We start from the raw sequence: 16,572 nt of genomic DNA on the forward strand, positions 1-16,572 counted from the left end.
CCGACGACACCGCCCTGCCCACCGAACTCACCGCATAGCCTCAAAACGAGATCACCGAGTGGCCGTCGATACACCACGCCAGCGGACGTGACCAAGCGTCAACGGCTCACGAAGCTAGTTCTCCGGGCTTAGGCATGGCCCATCCAGTGTCGCAGATCCACTTGGGTGACCTGGGGCTGCCGGGCTGGACGACTGTCGATGGTGGTTGCCACCTGTCGCCATCGACCCGCCTCGGACGGCCCACAGACGGCCCGAGACGGAACTGGCACGTCGGCTGTGACGAGCCCTAAGGCTCATCAGCGTTTGCACCTCCCGACAGCGATTCCGTAGCGGCATCGAGCACACGCCTCAAACCACCGATAGCGCCAGCAAGAGTTTCTTGCCCCAGTATTGGCGTTAGATATTGCACTGGAATTCGATGGAATCGATGCAATGGATTAACGCACCTGTCTACAACGTAGTTGTCGAGCGCCGACCACTCTCCATGTACTGACGCGCTTAGAGGCTGAAAGAAGCGACTGTAGAGATCCTGCATTCCAACTTCTTCCGCCATCGACCGCGTGTTCACCGACCCTCCAGCGAAGGAAGGATGAACACTCACCTCCATGAACATTTCCGCGCTAGCTCCACCTAGCCGTGAATCCAGAAATGACGCCAGGTCTGACAGCTTTGAGTTTTCCGAGTCACTCGACTCGCCCATCGCCTCCTCAACGTGGGCTCGCATCAGCTTTTGCTTCCCCTGTCCGTACAATATGAACTTCTCATACAGTTCGAGGTCGTTCTTATAATGCAGCCAAGCGACAAGGATTTCTGTCTCGACTAGCGACCGAAGCACCGCCGCACCATGTTCGCCGCCCCACATCAACGGGCTTTGCACCATGGCATAAACGGCTCGAATGCATCTCACCGCCAACGCGCACACAACTTCATGTCGAGCAGGCCGATACAGGTCCACCCCACCCGAGAAGGCGATACCCATGAATTCATTCCACAGGTCATTCAGCTGCTCAAGCGCGGCCCCCTGCGCGGATGCGACGTCGGCATCCTCCATGACGACCGGCGGGCTATCCTGACTCATGCATGGCGTGAGTTCCCAGTTCGCATTCCAGAAGCGGGCAGGCCAGTCACCTTCAGCGCGAGGCGCACCCTCCATACCCACTGCGAGAGCTTTAGTGGCGCCATACATTGAAGTGAGCATTGCCTCAGCCATCGACCGCGTGTTGGGGTCAACCGGGTACGAGGCAAGAATCGAAACCTGACTCTCTTGCAGGTGCAGTCTCCCATTGATCAATAGCCAGCCTAGAGGCGCTGTCACCGTTAGCGCCTTCCCTCGCCGCTGAAGGCATAGGGCCAGAGTCCGGACAAGCGCGTCGAGCATCTCATCCATGTCACCGGCACTCGGCGCACCGATCTCGGCAAAGGCCCACCGGCCTGGCATCTCCGGATACCATGCGGCAATCGTACGCAGAGCGTGCGGGACTAGCCTCTCACTATCATGACGTGAAAGAAGATGCAGGAAATCGCTCCGCGCAGCCGTTGGCATCTTCTCTAGAGAAGATAGCCTGCCATCCAATTCGACCGAGTAGTCCGCTCCACGAGTCTTCTCAAGCCAATCGTGCTGTAGAGCAGAAATCAGGCGTGCACCCTCGTCACCCTCTTGCTCCACCACCAAGGCTATCCACAAAAGATCGGGAAAATCGTCTCGAACCCAGTCAGTCAGAATAGCCCCATGCTGGAGCATGGGCGGGATTAGGTTCTTTCCCACCCACTTATGGTTGGCCAGCCTCTTCGGCAGTGGCCTGCGGCCCTGCTTCGCCACCTTTCCCCCCTGTATGCCAGCGTGCCAGTCACCCTCCCTGCGCATTATGGTTGAAGCTTCACCGTTGCGCACTGCCATTAGAGGAGCCTGATCCAACGAGCTCTTACAGAACCCGCTCACCACCCTCCTCAACTCCCATCCCGTCCGCCGTCGACCCACACACCGTGGAGCGGGCGTGGCCCATGGCGTCCAGGTGGAGCGCGCCACTGTACGAACGACCTGGACGCCATGGGCCACGTCTGCTCGGCTCTGCCTGGGTCGACGGTGGACGGGATGGGAGCTCCCCGCGCACGCCACTACGGGCCCGCAGCCGGCGACGGCGCCCCCCTCCATCCCGGTGCCGGCCGATCCCCCGCCGGAGGCATCATCTTGTGCCCGCGGATGACGTCCCACCCTTGCCCGCTTGCACGCAGCGCGCCGCCGGGCGCGGCCAGCCGGGGCGGAGACAGGAGGCAGGCCGCGCCGCAGAGGCGGCGCGCGCCCGCGCCGTGCGCGGGCCTTGAACCCGTGAAGAAGGTTGTAACTCAGTGGGATTCAGGCTTCGGTTGGCCTGTCTGATCGTCTGGCTGCTGTGATCTTGCGCGCCTGTTCCGCGGCATGTTGAAGTGCCTGGGCCACCTGGTCGGCGTCGTCGGCGCTCAGCAGGATCTCTTGTGTCCAGAGGATCGAGAGCCTGACCGTGCCGTCCTGAAGGTGTACGGCTACGTCGACTTCTGTGCCGTGGCCTGCTGCGTCCCGGATGTCGTCCAGGCCTGGGTCGCTTGCGAACGCGCTCATGCTCCGATGTTCCACAGCGGAGCGTCGTACTGGTCCGGTCGGCTGTTGATGAGGAGCCGGCGTAGCTCATCGCGCTGGGAGCCGTTGAGGCTCAGTGCCTCGGTGAGGTGGCGGAACGTGGTGTGGGTGATGCTGCGGGCGCGGGCATCTGCCTGGAACCGGTCGAACTGGGAGAAGACGTCCTCGGGGGTAAGGGGCACCGATGGCTGGTCCTTCAACCAGGCTGCCTTGTTGCGTTCGTAGTCGATCTCGGAGAAGCCGCAGATCTCGCGGCTGTACGCCTCAGCCTCGTCCAGGGTGGCGGTCGTCATGATGGCGCGGGCCAGGTTGTTGCGGCTGACCGCGTCGTCCAGGTCGACTTCGTGGACCGTGGGTCCTTCGTCGGTGAGGGGGACGGGGAAGCCGGCGTCGCGCACCTCGCAGATGCCGCGGGCTCCTCGGGCTGTTGCGGCGAGCATGGCGGTGGCCTCTGAGGGGTGCCATTCCAGGATGCTGCCGATCGTCTCCACGTCCTCGGCGATGAAGGTGTGGACGAGGCTGCCGAGCAGGGGGCGCAGGTCGTCGGGGGAGATCTCGCCGTCCAGTCCGGGGCCTGCGACCAGGAGGCGGATCGGGGCGTTGACCTGGCAGCAGGCGGCGAGGGTGAGGGCGTCGGCGAGTGGGCTCTTGAGGGTGGGTTCGTCGCCCTGGGCGAGGATGTCGCCGCCGACGTCGAGCAGATCGATCGATGCCGGTGCCAGGTGGGACACCAACTCTTCGAGTTGGCGGGTGATGCCCTCGGCGCCGTGATGCGGGTCGAGCAGAGCCAGCGTGTGCGGGAGCTCTGCCGCGAGTCGGGGGAGTGTGGAGCCCGCCGGGGCGATCGGCTGGGCCTCGGCCGGCACCGACCAGACGGACTGGGTGACGGGTTCGAGTCCCGTGAAGCTGTCGGCTCCTCGCGGACCCGGGAGCGGGTCGATCAGGAGACGGTCCCATGCGTACGTGAGGATCACCGCCTGGTCCTCGTCGCCGTAGAGGGCGGCGTGAAGCATGGCGGCGGCGACTGCGTCGCCCCCTCCTCCTGCTGCGACGATCAACCGCGTCATGCGCTCAGAGTACGGGTTCACGGGTTGGCCACTCACCCTATAGTGGCCAAAGGTCATAGCCACTTGTACGAGGAAGGGAGGGGAGATGCCGCAGATCGAAGAGGCTCAACCGAAGTATCTCCAGATCGCCCACTACATCCGTGACCAGATCCTTCGGGGTGACCTGCGACCGGGGGACGAGGTCCCCTCGGAACGGCAGCTCGCTGCGGACTGGAAGGTGTCCCGGCCCACGGCCGCGCGGTCACTGGAAGCGCTGAGCCATCAGGGCCTGGTCGAGAAGCGCCAGGGCTCGGGGACGTACGTGCGCAGCCTGGAAGTGAACCGTCGTGCAAGGGAGTTGTACGGGCGCGCCCGGCAGACCGGGAAGATCTACACGCCCGGTGAGTACGCGGTGATCACCTCGGCCGGCTGGCTGGAGGCTCCGGACTACGTCGCCGAGGCCCTGGGGTTGGTGAAGGATCGCCGAGCCGTGCACCGTCGGCGGGTGACGAACAACCAGGACGGTCCGATCAACTTGTCCACTTCGTGGTTCGCCGCGGATGTCGGCCAGCGGGCGCCCAAGCTCACGGATCCTGGGCGGATCCAGGAGGGGACGCTCATGTACGTCGAGCGGATGACCGGGCGTCAAGGCAGCTATGCCGAGGACCGTATGTGTGCTCGGTCCGCCACGGACGAGGAGGCGGCCGACCTGCGGTTGGTGCCGGGATCTGCGGTCCTCATCATCCATCACGTCGTCTTCGACCTCCAGGACCGCCCTCTGGAGTTCGCCGAAGCTACCTACCCGCCGCACCGCTGGGCGTTCGAGCAGGGCTATCCGCTCACCTGACGACGACTCGCCAGTTCAGGCGAACCGCTTGCGTCCCCGAAGTGGCTAATGCCACTATCCAGAAAGTGGCTAAGGCCACTTGGAGGAGAAGGGGGCACGACGTGACGAGTCGGCGGCCGGTGCAGGACGCGCGGTTAGCTTGCCGGGGGTGTCGGGGGCGTGGATGGAAGCGCGTCGGCTCCCGAACGGCGCTGGCGCTCTCCACGGCCAACGACCGCAGCCGTGCCACGTTGAAGCGGCGCTGCCTCGACTGCGACGGCAGCGGCAAGGAGTGAGCACGCATGGCCTACACGATCGACCGCCACCCCTGCGAGGACTCACCGCGGCTCGGAGCGATGACCTTGCATCCGGAGCCCGAGTCCGTCCCCCGCGCCCGGCGCTGGTTCCGGAAGTTCATCGCTCCGTACAACCCGTCCTGCTCGATCGACGACTGCGCGCTGATGATCTCGGAGCTGGTGACCAACGCCATCCGCTACGGGAGGTCGGACGACTCGTGGGTGGTGCGGGTCGAGTGGTACCGCGAGGGAACCTCGCTCCGCGTCGACGTGCACAACCCGGGCTTCCCGGCGAGTGTGCGGCTGCGGCACCCGCAGGCGGACGACGCCCACGGGCGGGGACTGCTCCTGGTCGACTCCATCGCTGACTCCTGGCACTCCGGGCCCAGCTGCTTCGGTGGAACGGTCGTCTCCTTCGTGGTCGCCGATGCCTGGTCGGCGTGATGGGATAGCCCACCTCTTCTACTGCCACCTTGAATCTGTCGCTAGGCTGGTTGACCAGTTGACTTGGCCAATCTCGACGGGCGGCGTTCATGGCGTATGAAGTGGAGCCACCGAAGTACGTGCGCCTCGCGCAGACGCTTCAGCGGCGCATCGAGGACGGCACGTACGCGCCCGGCACCCGCGTGCCGAGCGAGAACCAGTTGGTGCAGGCCTTCGGGATGTCCCGCCCGACCGTCGTCCGGGCTCTGGAGCTGCTGAAGCGGGACGGCTGGCTCGAGTCCCGGCAGGGATACGGCACGATCGTCCGGGGTCGCCCGGAAGTCGTCGAGCAGAAGGACCGGCGGGGGCGTGAGGCGCTGGAGCGCGACGAGTCGCAGGGCGCGGGTCGGCTGATCGAAGTCGGGCATGTGCCTGTCCCGGCTCGGGTCGCCTCGGCGCTCGGTCTGCCGAAGAGGGCCGAAGTCCTCATGCGCCGCTTCTTGGTCGAAGAGGACGGCGAGGCTGTCGAGCTGGTCTCGTCGTACTTCCCCGCCGGCCTGGTGGAAGGCACTGAGTTGGGGGCCGGTGAGCCCTTGAGTGGTAGTCCCCGTGAGCACCTCGAAGCGCGGAAGAAGGTCCGCTTCGACCACGTGACCGAGCGGGTCTCTGCTCGGCTGCCCGAAGCTCGTGAAGCCGAGCTGCTGGATCTGCCGGACGGCGTCCCCGTGCTGAGCGTCCTGGTCGTCGCGTGTGACGCCTCCGGCCGAGCCTTGCAGGTCGCTGACGTTCTCCTGCCTGCCGACCGGCAGGAACTCGAAGACACCTACCGTCTGAACTGACCCCCACCTGGGGCAAAACTCCTGCGATAGCAACTTGACAAGTCAACCTAGCATCCTTAGCTTCAGACTTGCTAAGTCAACCTGTCAGGTTGACAGGTTGATCGACTCTCAGAAGGAGCAATCCCTGTGCGTGTGATCCGCGTTGACGCCTCGACCGCCACCATCCTGCTCACCGAGGCTCCGGCGCCGAAGGTGCGCGACCGGCAGACCGGTGAGATCGCGAAGGATGCGGTGACCGGTGAGGCACTGATGACCGTCGGCGTCGTCTACATCGACGAGGGCGAGTCGTCGTTGATCCAGGTCACCGTCCCGGAGAGCGGCGTGACCGAGGGCCTGACGGTCGGTGCCCCGGTCTCGCTTCCGGGTCTGGTGGCGAGGCCGTGGCAGAGCGTCTTCAATGGCCGGGAGCGGCACGGCATCGCCTACCGGGCGACCGCCGTCGCTCCGGGCGCCTTCCCGATGGCACAGGCGGGCTGATCGCCGTGACGGATCTGGTGACGTGGGCCGAGCTGGGCGGTTCGCGACGTGGCGGCCTCCGCCGAACGCCTCCGACACGCCTGGGGCGTCCACGCCGTTCATGTTCGGGACGTCAAGCCGGGCGTCGTCGAGCTGCGGCTCGTCGGCTTCGACGTGCTGCGGAAGGTGCGGATGCCCCGTCGGCTGGACGGCGGCCCGCTTCGGATCCCGGTGGCGTTGCGGGAGGACGCGACCGCGTTCGTGCGGGACTACCGGGCCGTGCCGCATGAGCTGGTGCTCGGCGCCACCCTCTCGGGCAAGTCCATGTACCTGCGGAACCTGCTGACCGGGCTCGCTGCTCAGCCTGTGGCTCTGGTCGGGATCGACTGCAAGCGCGGGGTCGAGCTGGCGCCCTTCGCATCTCGGCTCTCCGCCCTGGCGACCGACCCGGACCAGGCGGCCGAGCTGCTTCCCGCGCTCGTGAAGGAGACGGAGGACCGATACGACCTGATCAAGGCCCGGCAGGGCATCGCGCCCGGCACTCCGGAAGAGCTGATCACCTCGGACGTCTGGGGACTGCCGGAGGACGAACGCCCGGCCCCGATCGTGCTGTTCGTCGACGAGGTGGCTGAACTCTTCCTCGTCGCCACGCGGAAGGAGGAGGAACGGCGGGACGAGATGGTCACCCAGCTCATCCGACTCGCCCAACTCGGCCGGGCCGCCGGCATCTACCTCGAAGTCTGCGGACAGCGCTTCGGCGCTGAGCTGGGCAAGGGCGCGACCATGCTCCGCGCCCAGCTCACCGGCCGCGTCTGCCACCGTGTGAACGATGAAGCCTCGGCGAAGATGGCGCTCGGTGACATCGCCCCTGAGGCCGTCTTCGCGGCCTGTGCCATCGCCGCCGAGCTGCCCGGCCTGGCCGTCGTCGGTGACACCTCCGGCGGCTGGTCCCGCATCCGTACCCCTTACCTCTCCCTCGCCGACGCTGCGGCCACCTGCCGCGCGACGGCTCACCTCGCCCCTGACGTACCGGCGCTCGATCCCTTCCGGCCGTACGTTCCGCCGATGCCGGTAGAGGCGCCGTCCGGGTCCGTGGTTACGGGCCGTCCGGTCACCGAGTAAGCACACCCCGCCCACGGCCGGCACGGCCGCCCTGTGCCACGTCCCTACCCCCTCCATGCCTGGAACCGGAAGGAGTTGCGCCGTGCGTGCCCTGCCCGTCCGCATCGACGCCGTACTCATCCAAGCACTGATCGCCGGCGCGCTGTCCTTCGCCCACCTGCACGACCTGGCGCTGGCCGCCGGGCAGGACGGCTGGAAGGCGTGGGCCTACCCGGTCTCCGTCGACCTGCTGTTGGTCGCGGCCTGGCGGCGACTGCGCTCCGGTGAGGCGAGAACGGCCGGGTGGTGCTGGTTCCTCGTCGCCCTGACCGCCTCGCTCGGCGCCAACGTCGCCACGGCCGGACTCCTCGACCTGAACGACGTGCCGGACTGGCTGCGCATCCTCGTCGCCGGATGGCCTGCGATCGCCTTCCTCGGCGGGACGCTGCTCGCCCACGGAACAACCGCGGACGCCTCGACGGGGGGACGCGAGCCGGTTCCGGAACCCACCGCGCCCGAAGCGCCTGCCTCTGCACCTGAGTTGCCCGCTGCGGAGCTGGAACCGGCTCCGCCCTCCACGTCCCCGGTCCCGCCGGCGCTCGTCACGCTCGCGCGCAAGGTCGCCGACGAACACCGCGCCCGGACCGGAACGCCCATCGACACCTCGACCCTTCGCGCCCGGCTCGGTGTCCCGCTGCCGCTGGCCGAAGCCCTCTCCGCCCACCTGACCTGACCCGGAGGACTTTCCCCCGTGCGCCCGTCCACGCTCCGCGCGCTGAAGCGCGCCGCCGAGCTGACCCGACAGAACCGCCTCACCGAAGCCGTGCTCATCGCCGAGCCCGTGATCCTCGCCGCCGACAGCTACGAGGGCGACGAGATCTTGCGATGGCTGGCCGAGCACGTCACCGACTTCACCGGCGAAGACCTCAAGGAGACCCCCTGATGACCGCCAACCGCCGCTTCCGCCGCGTCGTCCGCATCGGCCCCGTGCAGGTCGCCACCTACTACGACGGCCGGGGCCGCGAGAAGCACACCGCCGCCTGCACGGCCCCGCGCTGCGGCTTCGCCACGGACTACGACAGCCGCGCCGCCGCCGAGCTGGCCGCCCGTACCCACCGCTGCGCCGTCCGCTGAGGGGGTTCCGTGACCGTCTCGCTGCCGCTGGTCTTCGTCCTGGGGGTCATCGCCTGGGCCGCGATCAAGTTCCTCGGCGTCCGGCTCTGGGTCGCCGTCGTGATCGCGCTGTTCGGCTTCTGGCTCTCGCACACCTTCCTCGCCCCCGCCATCGAGTCCGGCACCCGTTCCGGGGTCGACGTCGTCAACGGCACCCACGAGTGACAAGGAGATCCACTGTGTTCCGTCCCAAGCTGCCCGACATCCCGACTCTGCCGACGACCACCGTCACGCATCAGCAGACGCAAGCTCCGGTTGCCTCGGCCGGTCGTCCGGTCGCCCCGTACGTGGGCGTCGGTGCCGGCGCGGTCGCCGCCGTGGTCGTCGTCGGGATCGTGCTCACCGCGCTCCTGGCGGCGGTCGCCGTCTCGGCCGTGTCCGTGGCCATCGCCGCCGTGGTCCTGCGCTCGCTCGTCAACGGCGCGCACAGGCGCTGACCGGCCGCCGGGGCGGCAACAAGCCGCCAAGCATCCCGCCGCCCCGGGGCCGTCCCTTCCGAACCGTCACGACAGCCGAAAGGAACTCCCATCATCACCCGGCAGACTCCGCCTCCGCTGGCGGAACTCTCCATGCTGGCCTCTCTCGGCACCCTGCCCGAGCTGGGCCGCCAACTGTCCGGCCTGGGCGGCTGCACCCGCCCGGTACGCCTCGACGGCCACCGCACCGAATACGCGGTGGACCGGACGACCGGCGAGATCGGCCGCGTCCTGCACCACCTGGACTCGTCGGCCCTGCCCGCCGGTCAGCTCCTCGTCCGCTGCAACAACCGCCGCGCCACCCGGTGCGCGGCCTGCGCCGAGACCTACCGCCGCGACACCTACCACCTGATCACCGCCGGACTCCGCGGCGGCAAGGGCACCCCGGAACGGGTTGCCACCCACCCGCGCGTCTTCGCCACCTTCACCGCCCCCGGCTTCGGCCCGGTCCACAACCACCCGTCGGGCGGACGCCCCTGCCGCTGCGGCATCCGCCACGACGACCAGGACCCGGCCCTGGGCACGCCCCTCGACCCGGACACGTACGACTACGAAGCGGCCGTGCTGTGGAACGCGCACGCCGGGGCCCTCTGGCAACGCTTCTCGATCTACCTCCGCCGGGAGGTCGCCAAGCGAGCCGGCCTCACTCAACGGGACTTCCGCGACCATGCCCGGGTCTCCTTCGCCAAGGTGGCCGAGTACCAGAAGCGGGGCGCCGTCCACTTCCACGCGGTCATCCGCCTCGACGGCCCCGAGGGCGGTGAGACCGCGCCCCCGGCCTGGGCGACGGCCGAGCTGCTGACCGACGCCATCCGGGTCGCCGCTGCTGCCGTCCGTGTCGATGGCCCGGAGATCGACGGTCGACGGCACACCTTCGTCTTCGGCCGACAGCTCGACGTCCGTACGATCCGGTCCACCGACTTCACGGGCGGCCAGGACCTGACCGAACGGGCCGTAGCGGCGTACGTCGCCAAGTACGCCACCAAAGGCGCCGAGACGGCGACGGGCACCCTCGACCGGCCGATCCGCTTCCTCGCCGAGCTGGCCCAAGCGCGGATCACCGAACACGCCCGACGCATGATCCGCACCGCCTGGACCCTGGGCGCACGCCCCGAGCTGGCAGACCTCCGCCTGCGGGCCTGGGCCCACATGCTCGGCTTCCGCGGCCACTTCTCCACCAAGTCCCGCCGCTACTCCACCACCCTCGGCGCCCTCCGCGACGCCCGCACCGAATGGCGCCGCGCCCAAGCCGCTCCGGCCGTCGACACCGGCCAGGAAACGACCCTCGTCCTCGCGCACTGGGTCTTCGCCGGAACCGGCCTCTCCGGCGCTGAGAGCTGGCTCGCCGCCACCCTCGAACCCGCTCCCGGCACGGAAGGAGAACCGACCGCATGAACGACCGCTACCTGTCCGTGGACCAGGTCGCCGAGCTGCTGGGGACGACCGCCCGCTTTCCGCGGCGGCTCATCGAGGAGCGGCGCATCCGGTACGTGAAGGTCGGCCGACACGTCCGCATCCCGGCGAGTGCGGTGGAGGAGTTCATCACGTCCCACACGGTGGAGCCGCGTCGGCGGCCCCGCGCTCGATACGGGAGGGCTGCCTGATGGCCAACAGCAGGGGCAGGCGCCGCCGCTTCGGAGCGATCAGACGGCTGCCTTCCGGTCGGTACCAGGCGCGCTATCCCGGCCCGGACGGCGTGATGCGTCCGGCTCCCTTCACCTTCGAGACGACGGCCGACGCGGATGACTGGCTCGCCGAGAAACAGACGGAGATCCGCCGGGGCGAGTGGAGGGAGAGGCCGGCGGGGTGGGCTTCCGGGCCTACGCCGACAAGTGGGTGGAGGAGCGCGAGTTGGCTCCGCTGACCCGGGACCTTTACCGCTACCTCCTCGACAAGCACCTGACCGCCTTCGCGGACCTGGACCTGGACGAGATCACCGCGCCCCGTGTCCGTGAGTGGCGGGCCGAGCGGCTGCGGATCACGGGCGCCAGGACGATCACCGCGAAGGCGTACCGGCTCCTGAAGGCCGTCATGGAGACGGCCGTCGACGACGAGCTGATCCAACGCAACCCGTGCCGGATCAAAGGCGCTGGCAAGGAGAAGGCGGCCGAGCGGCGGATCGCCACCGTCGCCCAGGTCGACGCCCTCGCCGACGCGGTGGGGATGCGGTGGCGGTTGATGGTGTACCTCGGTGCCTACGGCCCGATGCGGCCGGAGGAACTGGCCGGCCTCCGCCGCCGGGACGTCGACGTCGACAACCTGCGCGTCCGGATCCGCCTCGCCGAGCCGGAGCGGATGAACGGGCGGCGGGTCCCGGGCGACACCAAGTCGGAGGCCGGGACCCGGACTGTGATTCTTCCCGCGTTCCTCCGCCGGGAGCTCCGGTGGCACCTGGAGTCGTACGCCGAGCCGGGGCCGGACGGGTTGGTCTTCGTGGGGGAGAAGGGGGCACCTTTTCGGCGCAGCACCTTCGGGCGGAAGTGGCGGCGGGCGCGGGAGGTCGTCGGTATGCCCGAGGGCTTCCGGTTCTACGACCTCCGGCACACCGGGCACACGCTCTCCACCCGGTCCGGGGCCACCCTCAAGGACACGATGGTCCGCGCCGGGCAGTCGTCCGAGAAGGCGGCGCTGATCTACCAGCACTCCGACGAGGAGCGTCAGGAGGAGGTCGCCGCCGGCCTCGACGCGACCGTCCGGAAGGCTTGGGCCGCCGCTGCCCGGGAGGCCGACGGGAAGCGTTCTGGCACGGATCTGGCACGCGACGAGTGATCACCATGAACAGCAGAAAGGCCCGGGTCTCCGACCTGGGCCTTCTTCGTGGAGCGGGTGACGAGAATCGAACTCGCGCTCTCAGCTTGGGAAGCTGATGTTCTACCATTAAACTACACCCGCGTAAGACGCCGACCGGAACCGGTGTCGGGACGCTCGCTCACTCTACCCCATCGCTGGCCCCCGGTGTTCACGCCGTGGGGCCCGAGTCGTTTCGGGGGAGGCGATGCGGCTGCGGGGGACCGGAGTTGGGGCGTACGGTGGGGGCTTCGGAGAGGGGTTGCGCGGGGGCGGAGTGCCGCCTGGAGGGCCGTCTCTTTGATCCCGTACTGTGGCTTTTGTCGTCAGGGCAGTCAAGCCAGACGCGGCTCTTGGGGAAGGGACTTAAGGGACTTGATGGAGCGCACCGTCGTCCGCTGTGCCGATGGGCACGTGTTCACCGCCGCCTCGTTCCCGATGCAGCAGGCCGAGCGACTCGGTCCTGGCCGGCTCGTCCGCTGTCCGCGGTGTGCGCGGCTGCGGAGCGTCGTGCCGGTGAGTTACGAGAAGCGGTAGCAGACAGCCCCGGCAGGGGCCAGGCGCGTGGAGCGGTGGCGATTGTGGCTGCTCCGCGCGCCTTGCGTATCCTCGGTGCGTGCTTCTCTCAGACAAGGACATCCGGGCCGAGATCGACGCCGGGCGGGTCCGCATCGATCCCTACGACGACTCCATGGTGCAGCCGTCGAGCATCGACGTGCGTCTCGACCGCTTCTTCCGGGTGTTCGAGAATCACCGGTACCCGCACATCGACCCCTCCGTCGAGCAGGCGGACCTCACGCGGCTGGTCGAGCCGGACGGCGACGAGCCGTTCATCCTGCACCCCGGTGAGTTCGTGCTCGCCAGCACCTTCGAGGTCATCACGTTGCCCGATGATCTCGCCTCCCGGCTCGAGGGGAAGAGTTCGCTCGGGCGGCTCGGGCTCGTCACGCACTCCACCGCCGGGTTCATCGACCCCGGCTTCTCCGGGCACGTGACCCTCGAGCTCAGCAACCTCGCGACGCTGCCCATCAAGCTGTGGCCCGGCATGAAGATCGGACAGCTGTGCATGTTCCGGCTCAGCTCGCCGGCCGAGCACCCGTACGGGAGCGAGCGGTACGGGTCGCGGTACCAGGGGCAGCGGGGGCCGACCGCCTCCCGGTCCTTCATCAATTTCCATCGGACCCAGGTGTGAGCCGGGACGCAGCCAGGACGCAGGCAGGACAGACGCATGAGTGATGTACGGGAGAATCTGACCTACGAGCAGTTCGGCGTCGCCGTCCGCGAGCTCGCGCAGGCCATCGCCGACGACGGGTACGAGCCCGACATCGTGCTCTCCATCGCCCGCGGCGGCGTCTTCGTGGCCGGCGGGCTCGCCTACGCCCTGGACTGCAAGAACATCCACCTCGTGAACGTGGAGTTCTACACCGGCGTCGGGACCACGCTCGAGATGCCGGTCATGCTGGCGCCCGTGCCCAACGTCATCGACTTCTCCGACAAGAAGGTCCTCATCACCGACGACGTCGCCGACACCGGCAAGACGCTCAAGCTGGTGCGGGACTTCTGCCTGGACACCGTCGCCGAGGTCCGCAGCGCCGTGATCTATGAGAAGTCCCACTCGCTGGTGCAGTGCGAGTACGTGTGGAAGCGTACGGACGACTGGATCAACTTCCCGTGGTCGGTCGAGCCGCCCGTCGTCAGGCGGTCCGGGCAGGTGCTCGACGCCTGAGCCCGGAGACGGTCAAGACAGAGGCCCTCGGCGCGTGACGCGCCGAGGGCCTTCTGTGTGACCGGGCCGGCCGGGCTAGAACGTGCCCAGCTTCACGATCGACAGCAGCGCGATCAGCTGGATCGCCGAGGCGCCCAGCGCCTTCGGCCAGGGGAGGTCGTGGGAGCGGCCGACCATGAGGGTGAGCAGGGCGCCGGCCGCGACCCAGGTGGCCCAGCCCAGGATCTGGACGAAGGGCGCGTCGCCGCCGAGGAACATCGCGACGACCAGACGCGGGGCGTCCGTGATGGACATGATCAGCATGGACAGGCCGACGGTGGGCTGCCAGGCCCCGTCGCCGCCGAGCTGGCGGGCCAGGGTGTGGGTGACCACGCCCAGGATGAAGGCGCTCAGCACCATCGCGACGGCCGTCGTCAGGACGATCGGGACCGCGTTCGAGAGGGTCGCGTTGATCGCGTCCTCGCGGGCGCCGTCGAAGCCGAAGACCGCCAGCAGGCCGTAGAGGAACGTGACGATGAGGGCGGGGGCCCACATCGTGTAGTCCCGCATCCGGAGGAAGGTCTGATCGGGGGCGGTGACGATCCCCTTCAGCAGGGCCTTCCAGTGCAGGCGGGGGCCGATCGGGCCGGGCGGCGGGGCGGAGCCGGCGCGGTAGGTGTCGCCCTGGTTGTAGGGGTCCTCGCCGATCGAGAACGCCTGGGTGTGGCCCGGGTTGTTGGCCGCGTACGGGTCGTGCGGGCGGCCGTGCGGGTCGTGCGGGCCGCCCTGCGGGTAGCCGCCGTCGCCGAAGTACTCCGGTTCGCCGTGACCGCCGCCGTGGGCCTGCGGCCACGGGGCGCCGGTGGGGCCGCCACCCGGGTAGGGCTGCTGCGGGTACGGCGGCTGCGCCGCGGGCCCGCCGTACGAGGGTCCCTGCGGCATCTGCTGTCCGTACGGAGGGTGTTGCGGTCGCGCGTGAGGAGCGCCGTTGTCCCGGCCGCGTCCGATCCTGAATCCAGCCACGCCTTCGAACGTACCTGGTCCCGCGGGGTGACGTGCGGGCCTCGGCCGTTCGGGGTGTCCTTTGCGGCCGAGCTGTGACATCCCTTACGGGGGTTGACCGGGACGTCCCTTAGGGGCCGCACGGTCGGCCCCACCGGAACCGTGGTTGGGCTCGCACCGGCGGCTCCCCTCGGCAGGAGCCGTCAGCAGAAGTCGGTGAACCCCCACCAGCCGTTGGTGTAGCGCCAGGCGCTCTCGAGGCGGCCGTCACCCCGGCCCAAGTAGTTGATCAGCCAGCCGGGGTTGTCCGACCAGCCGTCGATCACGAAGCTCTCGTTGGTGACGGCGACGAGGTCGGGGGCGTCGGTGCCGTTGAAGTCGCCGACGGCGAAGAGGTGGCCCATCGCGTTCCAGCCGCCGGAGCCGATGAGGGCACGGCTGTCGAGGGCGCTGGTGCGGCCGGGGTAGAGCCAGAGCTTGCCGGTGGAGGCTTCGCGGGCGTAGAGGTCGGGGTGGCCGTCGCCGTTCGTGTCGCCCATGCCGACGAGTGCGTTCATGGCGTTCCAGCCGCCGGTGCCGATCAGCTTGCGGGAGCCGAGGGTGCCGGTGGAGGTGCCGGGGTAGAGGTAGAGCCGGCCGGTGGACTTCTCGACCGCGACCAGGTCGGAGCGGCTGTCTCCGGTGAGGTCGCCCACGGCGGTGATCTTGCTCATGGCGTTCCAGCCGCCGGTGCCGATCAGCTTGCGGGTGCCGAGCGCGCCGGTGCCGGTGCCGGGGTAGAGCCAGAGCCTGCCGGTGGACGCCTCGCGGGCGATGACGTCCTCGCGGCCGTCGCGGCTGAAGTCCCCGTGCCGGGTCAGGGCGTTCATGGCGTTCCAGCCGCCGGTGCCGATGAGCCGGCCGGTGCCGTCGCCCGGGGTGAACCACAGCCCACCCGCCCGGTCGCGGCTGATGACGTCGGCCCGGCCGTCGCCGTTCAGGTCGCCGAAGTCCGGGGTGGCGGAGGTGGGCAAGGACATCCAGTTCGGGTAGTCGCGCACGTTGCACTCGTGCCGGTCCTGCACGAAGCTGATCGAGCGGATCACGCTGGAGATGTCCCCGTAGTACGCGTAGTCCTCGGCGTCGCCGCGTTCCACGGACCAGAGATAGCTCGACTTGTCGTAGTTCCTCGCGCCGTAGAGACAGGCTTCCTTGCTCGTGCGGTTGACGTAGGAGTGAATGTCGTCGGCCCAGCGCCCCAGGTCCGCGACGTTCTTGTTCGTCTTCCACATCGAGCCGGTGACGTCCTTGCCCGTCCAGCCGCAGAAGTAGCCCTTGGGGCAGTCCTCCACGTTCGCCGCGGCCGGAGCGGCGTTGACGACGGCCAGGCCGGAGCCGGCCAGTACGAGGCCGGCGAGCATGGAGACGGCCCGGGTGAAGCGGTTCGGCATGCTGTTGTGTCCCTCCCCTGTGATGCGGGGCACATTAGCCTGCCGCGCGCGGACCTCGGGGTCCCGGCCCGGGCGAACGGCTGCGGCCCCTCACCCGCTCGGGGTCAGGGGCCGCGGTACCTCAGGGTGCCGGGGAGGGCGGGCTACTTCACCGGCTCGGGCTCCGGCTCGCTCGTCGTCTCCGTCTCGCCGGCCGGGTCGATCGGGGTCTTGACGGAGTCCAGCAGGAGCTGGGCGACGTCGACGACCTGGATGGACTCCTTGGCCTTGCCGTCGTTCTTCTTGCCGTTGACCGAGTCGGTCAGCATGACCAGGCAGAACGGGCAGGCGGTGGAGACGATGTCCGGGTTGACGGAGAGGGCCTCGTCGACGCGCTCGTTGTTGATGCGCTTGCCGAT

19 protein-coding genes, 1 tRNA gene and 2 pseudogenes are annotated in these 16,572 nt (G+C 68.6%); 15 read left to right on the forward strand and 7 right to left on the reverse strand.

Annotated features, from left to right (window positions below; translation table 11 throughout):
- Nucleotides 1-286 precede the first annotated feature (286 nt).
- The 3 genes from IE260_RS40260 to IE260_RS40270 all read right to left on the reverse strand — a co-directional run bounded on the left by IE260_RS40260 (nt 287) and on the right by IE260_RS40270 (nt 3,681).
- Entirely contained in the window at nt 287-1,765 is a 1,479-nt protein-coding gene (locus IE260_RS40260) for a DUF5677 domain-containing protein (RefSeq protein WP_229881829.1), read from the reverse strand.
- A gap of 588 nt (nt 1,766-2,353) precedes the next feature.
- The gene (locus tag IE260_RS40265; protein WP_189880903.1) at nt 2,354-2,596 is read right to left on the reverse strand and encodes a hypothetical protein; all 243 of its coding nucleotides are present in this window, start codon (nt 2,594-2,596) and stop codon (nt 2,354-2,356) included.
- Entirely contained in the window at nt 2,593-3,681 is a 1,089-nt protein-coding gene (locus tag IE260_RS40270; RefSeq protein WP_189880904.1) for a DUF1152 domain-containing protein, read from the reverse strand. The genes IE260_RS40265 and IE260_RS40270 overlap by 4 nt, the downstream gene beginning before the upstream one ends.
- A gap of 85 nt (nt 3,682-3,766) precedes the next feature.
- Here IE260_RS40270 and IE260_RS40275 point away from each other — a divergent pair, with 85 nt between their 5' ends.
- The 13 genes and pseudogenes from IE260_RS40275 (at nt 3,767) to IE260_RS40335 (ending at nt 12,019) form a co-directional block, all read left to right on the forward strand.
- Entirely contained in the window at nt 3,767-4,507 is a 741-nt protein-coding gene (locus tag IE260_RS40275; RefSeq protein WP_189880905.1) for a GntR family transcriptional regulator, read from the forward strand.
- A gap of 281 nt (nt 4,508-4,788) precedes the next feature.
- Complete coding sequence (locus IE260_RS40280; protein WP_189880906.1) at nt 4,789-5,226, forward strand: ATP-binding protein; 438 nt, start codon at nt 4,789-4,791, stop codon at nt 5,224-5,226.
- Nucleotides 5,227-5,315: 89 nt separating this feature from the next.
- On the forward strand, nt 5,316-6,044 hold the full coding sequence (locus IE260_RS40285) for a GntR family transcriptional regulator (RefSeq protein ID WP_189880907.1): 729 nt from the start codon (nt 5,316-5,318) through the stop codon (nt 6,042-6,044).
- Nucleotides 6,045-6,170: 126 nt separating this feature from the next.
- Entirely contained in the window at nt 6,171-6,521 is a 351-nt protein-coding gene (locus tag IE260_RS40290) for an SCO3933 family regulatory protein (RefSeq protein ID WP_112467181.1), read from the forward strand.
- A 42-nt stretch (nt 6,522-6,563) separates the two neighbouring features.
- A pseudogene (locus IE260_RS40295) lies at nt 6,564-7,622 on the forward strand (FtsK/SpoIIIE domain-containing protein); the annotation flags it as partial.
- Nucleotides 7,623-7,704: 82 nt separating this feature from the next.
- Nucleotides 7,705-8,334 carry a DUF2637 domain-containing protein gene (locus tag IE260_RS40300; RefSeq protein ID WP_189880908.1) on the forward strand — a complete coding sequence of 210 codons (630 nt, stop codon included), beginning with the start codon at nt 7,705-7,707 and terminating at the stop codon, nt 8,332-8,334.
- Nucleotides 8,335-8,352: 18 nt separating this feature from the next.
- Entirely contained in the window at nt 8,353-8,544 is a 192-nt protein-coding gene (locus IE260_RS40305; RefSeq protein WP_189880909.1) for an RING finger protein, read from the forward strand.
- A complete protein-coding gene (locus IE260_RS40310; RefSeq protein ID WP_086680185.1) occupies nt 8,544-8,735 on the forward strand; it encodes a mobile element transfer protein in 192 nt (63 codons plus the stop codon). Before IE260_RS40305 ends, IE260_RS40310 begins: the two co-directional genes overlap by 1 nt.
- A 9-nt stretch (nt 8,736-8,744) precedes the next feature.
- Nucleotides 8,745-8,939 carry a hypothetical protein gene (locus IE260_RS40315; RefSeq protein ID WP_023588145.1) on the forward strand — a complete coding sequence of 65 codons (195 nt, stop codon included), beginning with the start codon at nt 8,745-8,747 and terminating at the stop codon, nt 8,937-8,939.
- 14 nt (nt 8,940-8,953) lie between these two features.
- On the forward strand, nt 8,954-9,211 hold the full coding sequence (locus IE260_RS40320) for a SpdD protein (protein ID WP_189880910.1): 258 nt from the start codon (nt 8,954-8,956) through the stop codon (nt 9,209-9,211).
- Nucleotides 9,212-9,343: 132 nt separating this feature from the next.
- Entirely contained in the window at nt 9,344-10,645 is a 1,302-nt protein-coding gene (locus tag IE260_RS40325) for a replication initiator (protein WP_189880911.1), read from the forward strand.
- On the forward strand, nt 10,642-10,854 hold the full coding sequence (locus IE260_RS40330; protein WP_058916388.1) for an excisionase family DNA-binding protein: 213 nt from the start codon (nt 10,642-10,644) through the stop codon (nt 10,852-10,854). The genes IE260_RS40325 and IE260_RS40330 overlap by 4 nt, the downstream gene beginning before the upstream one ends.
- Nucleotides 10,854-12,019, forward strand: a pseudogene (locus tag IE260_RS40335) (tyrosine-type recombinase/integrase). Before IE260_RS40330 ends, IE260_RS40335 begins: the two are co-directional and overlap by 1 nt.
- 49 nt (nt 12,020-12,068) lie before the next feature.
- Here IE260_RS40335 and IE260_RS40340 read toward each other — a convergent pair.
- Nucleotides 12,069-12,142: transfer RNA gene (locus IE260_RS40340), tRNA-Gly, on the reverse strand.
- A 511-nt stretch (nt 12,143-12,653) separates the two neighbouring features.
- On the opposite strand from IE260_RS40340, the gene dcd reads away from it, so the two are divergent.
- Together dcd and IE260_RS40350 are read left to right on the forward strand one after the other, a co-directional pair.
- Nucleotides 12,654-13,229, forward strand: a complete 576-nt coding sequence (gene dcd, locus IE260_RS40345) for a dCTP deaminase (RefSeq protein ID WP_189880912.1) — start codon at nt 12,654-12,656, stop codon at nt 13,227-13,229.
- 36 nt (nt 13,230-13,265) lie between these two features.
- Nucleotides 13,266-13,763 (forward strand): phosphoribosyltransferase, encoded by a 498-nt coding sequence (locus IE260_RS40350; RefSeq protein ID WP_189880913.1) that lies wholly within the window; start codon nt 13,266-13,268, stop codon nt 13,761-13,763.
- A 75-nt stretch (nt 13,764-13,838) separates the two neighbouring features.
- On the opposite strand, the gene IE260_RS40355 is transcribed toward IE260_RS40350, so the two are convergent.
- The 3 genes from IE260_RS40355 to IE260_RS40365 all read right to left on the reverse strand — a co-directional run.
- On the reverse strand, nt 13,839-14,846 hold the full coding sequence (locus tag IE260_RS40355; protein ID WP_189880914.1) for a Yip1 family protein: 1,008 nt from the start codon (nt 14,844-14,846) through the stop codon (nt 13,839-13,841).
- Nucleotides 14,847-14,947: 101 nt separating this feature from the next.
- Nucleotides 14,948-16,174: an FG-GAP-like repeat-containing protein gene (locus tag IE260_RS40360; RefSeq protein ID WP_189880915.1), complete on the reverse strand. Its 1,227-nt coding sequence runs from the start codon at nt 16,172-16,174 to the stop codon at nt 14,948-14,950.
- Nucleotides 16,175-16,317: 143 nt separating this feature from the next.
- A partial coding sequence (locus IE260_RS40365) for a heterodisulfide reductase-related iron-sulfur binding cluster (protein ID WP_189880916.1) occupies nt 16,318-16,572 on the reverse strand: 255 nt, incomplete at its 5' end.

Source organism: Streptomyces viridiviolaceus (assembly GCF_014650995.1).
GTDB classification, from domain to species: Bacteria; Actinomycetota; Actinomycetes; order Streptomycetales; family Streptomycetaceae; genus Streptomyces; species Streptomyces viridiviolaceus.

What these genes read in the sequence shown, in the direction of transcription:
- IE260_RS40280 (WP_189880906.1), top strand. Translation starts at nt 4,789, where the DNA reads ATGGCCTACACGATCGACCGCCACCCCTGCGAGGACTCACCGCGGCTC.
- IE260_RS40325 (WP_189880911.1), top strand. Translation starts at nt 9,344, where the DNA reads ATGCTGGCCTCTCTCGGCACCCTGCCCGAGCTGGGCCGCCAACTGTCC.
- IE260_RS40270 (WP_189880904.1), bottom strand. Translation starts at nt 3,681, where the DNA reads ATGACGCGGTTGATCGTCGCAGCAGGAGGAGGGGGCGACGCAGTCGCC.
- IE260_RS40265 (WP_189880903.1), bottom strand. Translation starts at nt 2,596, where the DNA reads ATGAGCGCGTTCGCAAGCGACCCAGGCCTGGACGACATCCGGGACGCA.
- IE260_RS40310 (WP_086680185.1), top strand. Translation starts at nt 8,544, where the DNA reads ATGACCGCCAACCGCCGCTTCCGCCGCGTCGTCCGCATCGGCCCCGTG.
- IE260_RS40355 (WP_189880914.1), bottom strand. Translation starts at nt 14,846, where the DNA reads ATGTCACAGCTCGGCCGCAAAGGACACCCCGAACGGCCGAGGCCCGCA.
- IE260_RS40275 (WP_189880905.1), top strand. Translation starts at nt 3,767, where the DNA reads ATGCCGCAGATCGAAGAGGCTCAACCGAAGTATCTCCAGATCGCCCAC.
- IE260_RS40330 (WP_058916388.1), top strand. Translation starts at nt 10,642, where the DNA reads ATGAACGACCGCTACCTGTCCGTGGACCAGGTCGCCGAGCTGCTGGGG.
- IE260_RS40350 (WP_189880913.1), top strand. Translation starts at nt 13,266, where the DNA reads ATGAGTGATGTACGGGAGAATCTGACCTACGAGCAGTTCGGCGTCGCC.
- IE260_RS40360 (WP_189880915.1), bottom strand. Translation starts at nt 16,174, where the DNA reads ATGCCGAACCGCTTCACCCGGGCCGTCTCCATGCTCGCCGGCCTCGTA.
- IE260_RS40285 (WP_189880907.1), top strand. Translation starts at nt 5,316, where the DNA reads ATGGCGTATGAAGTGGAGCCACCGAAGTACGTGCGCCTCGCGCAGACG.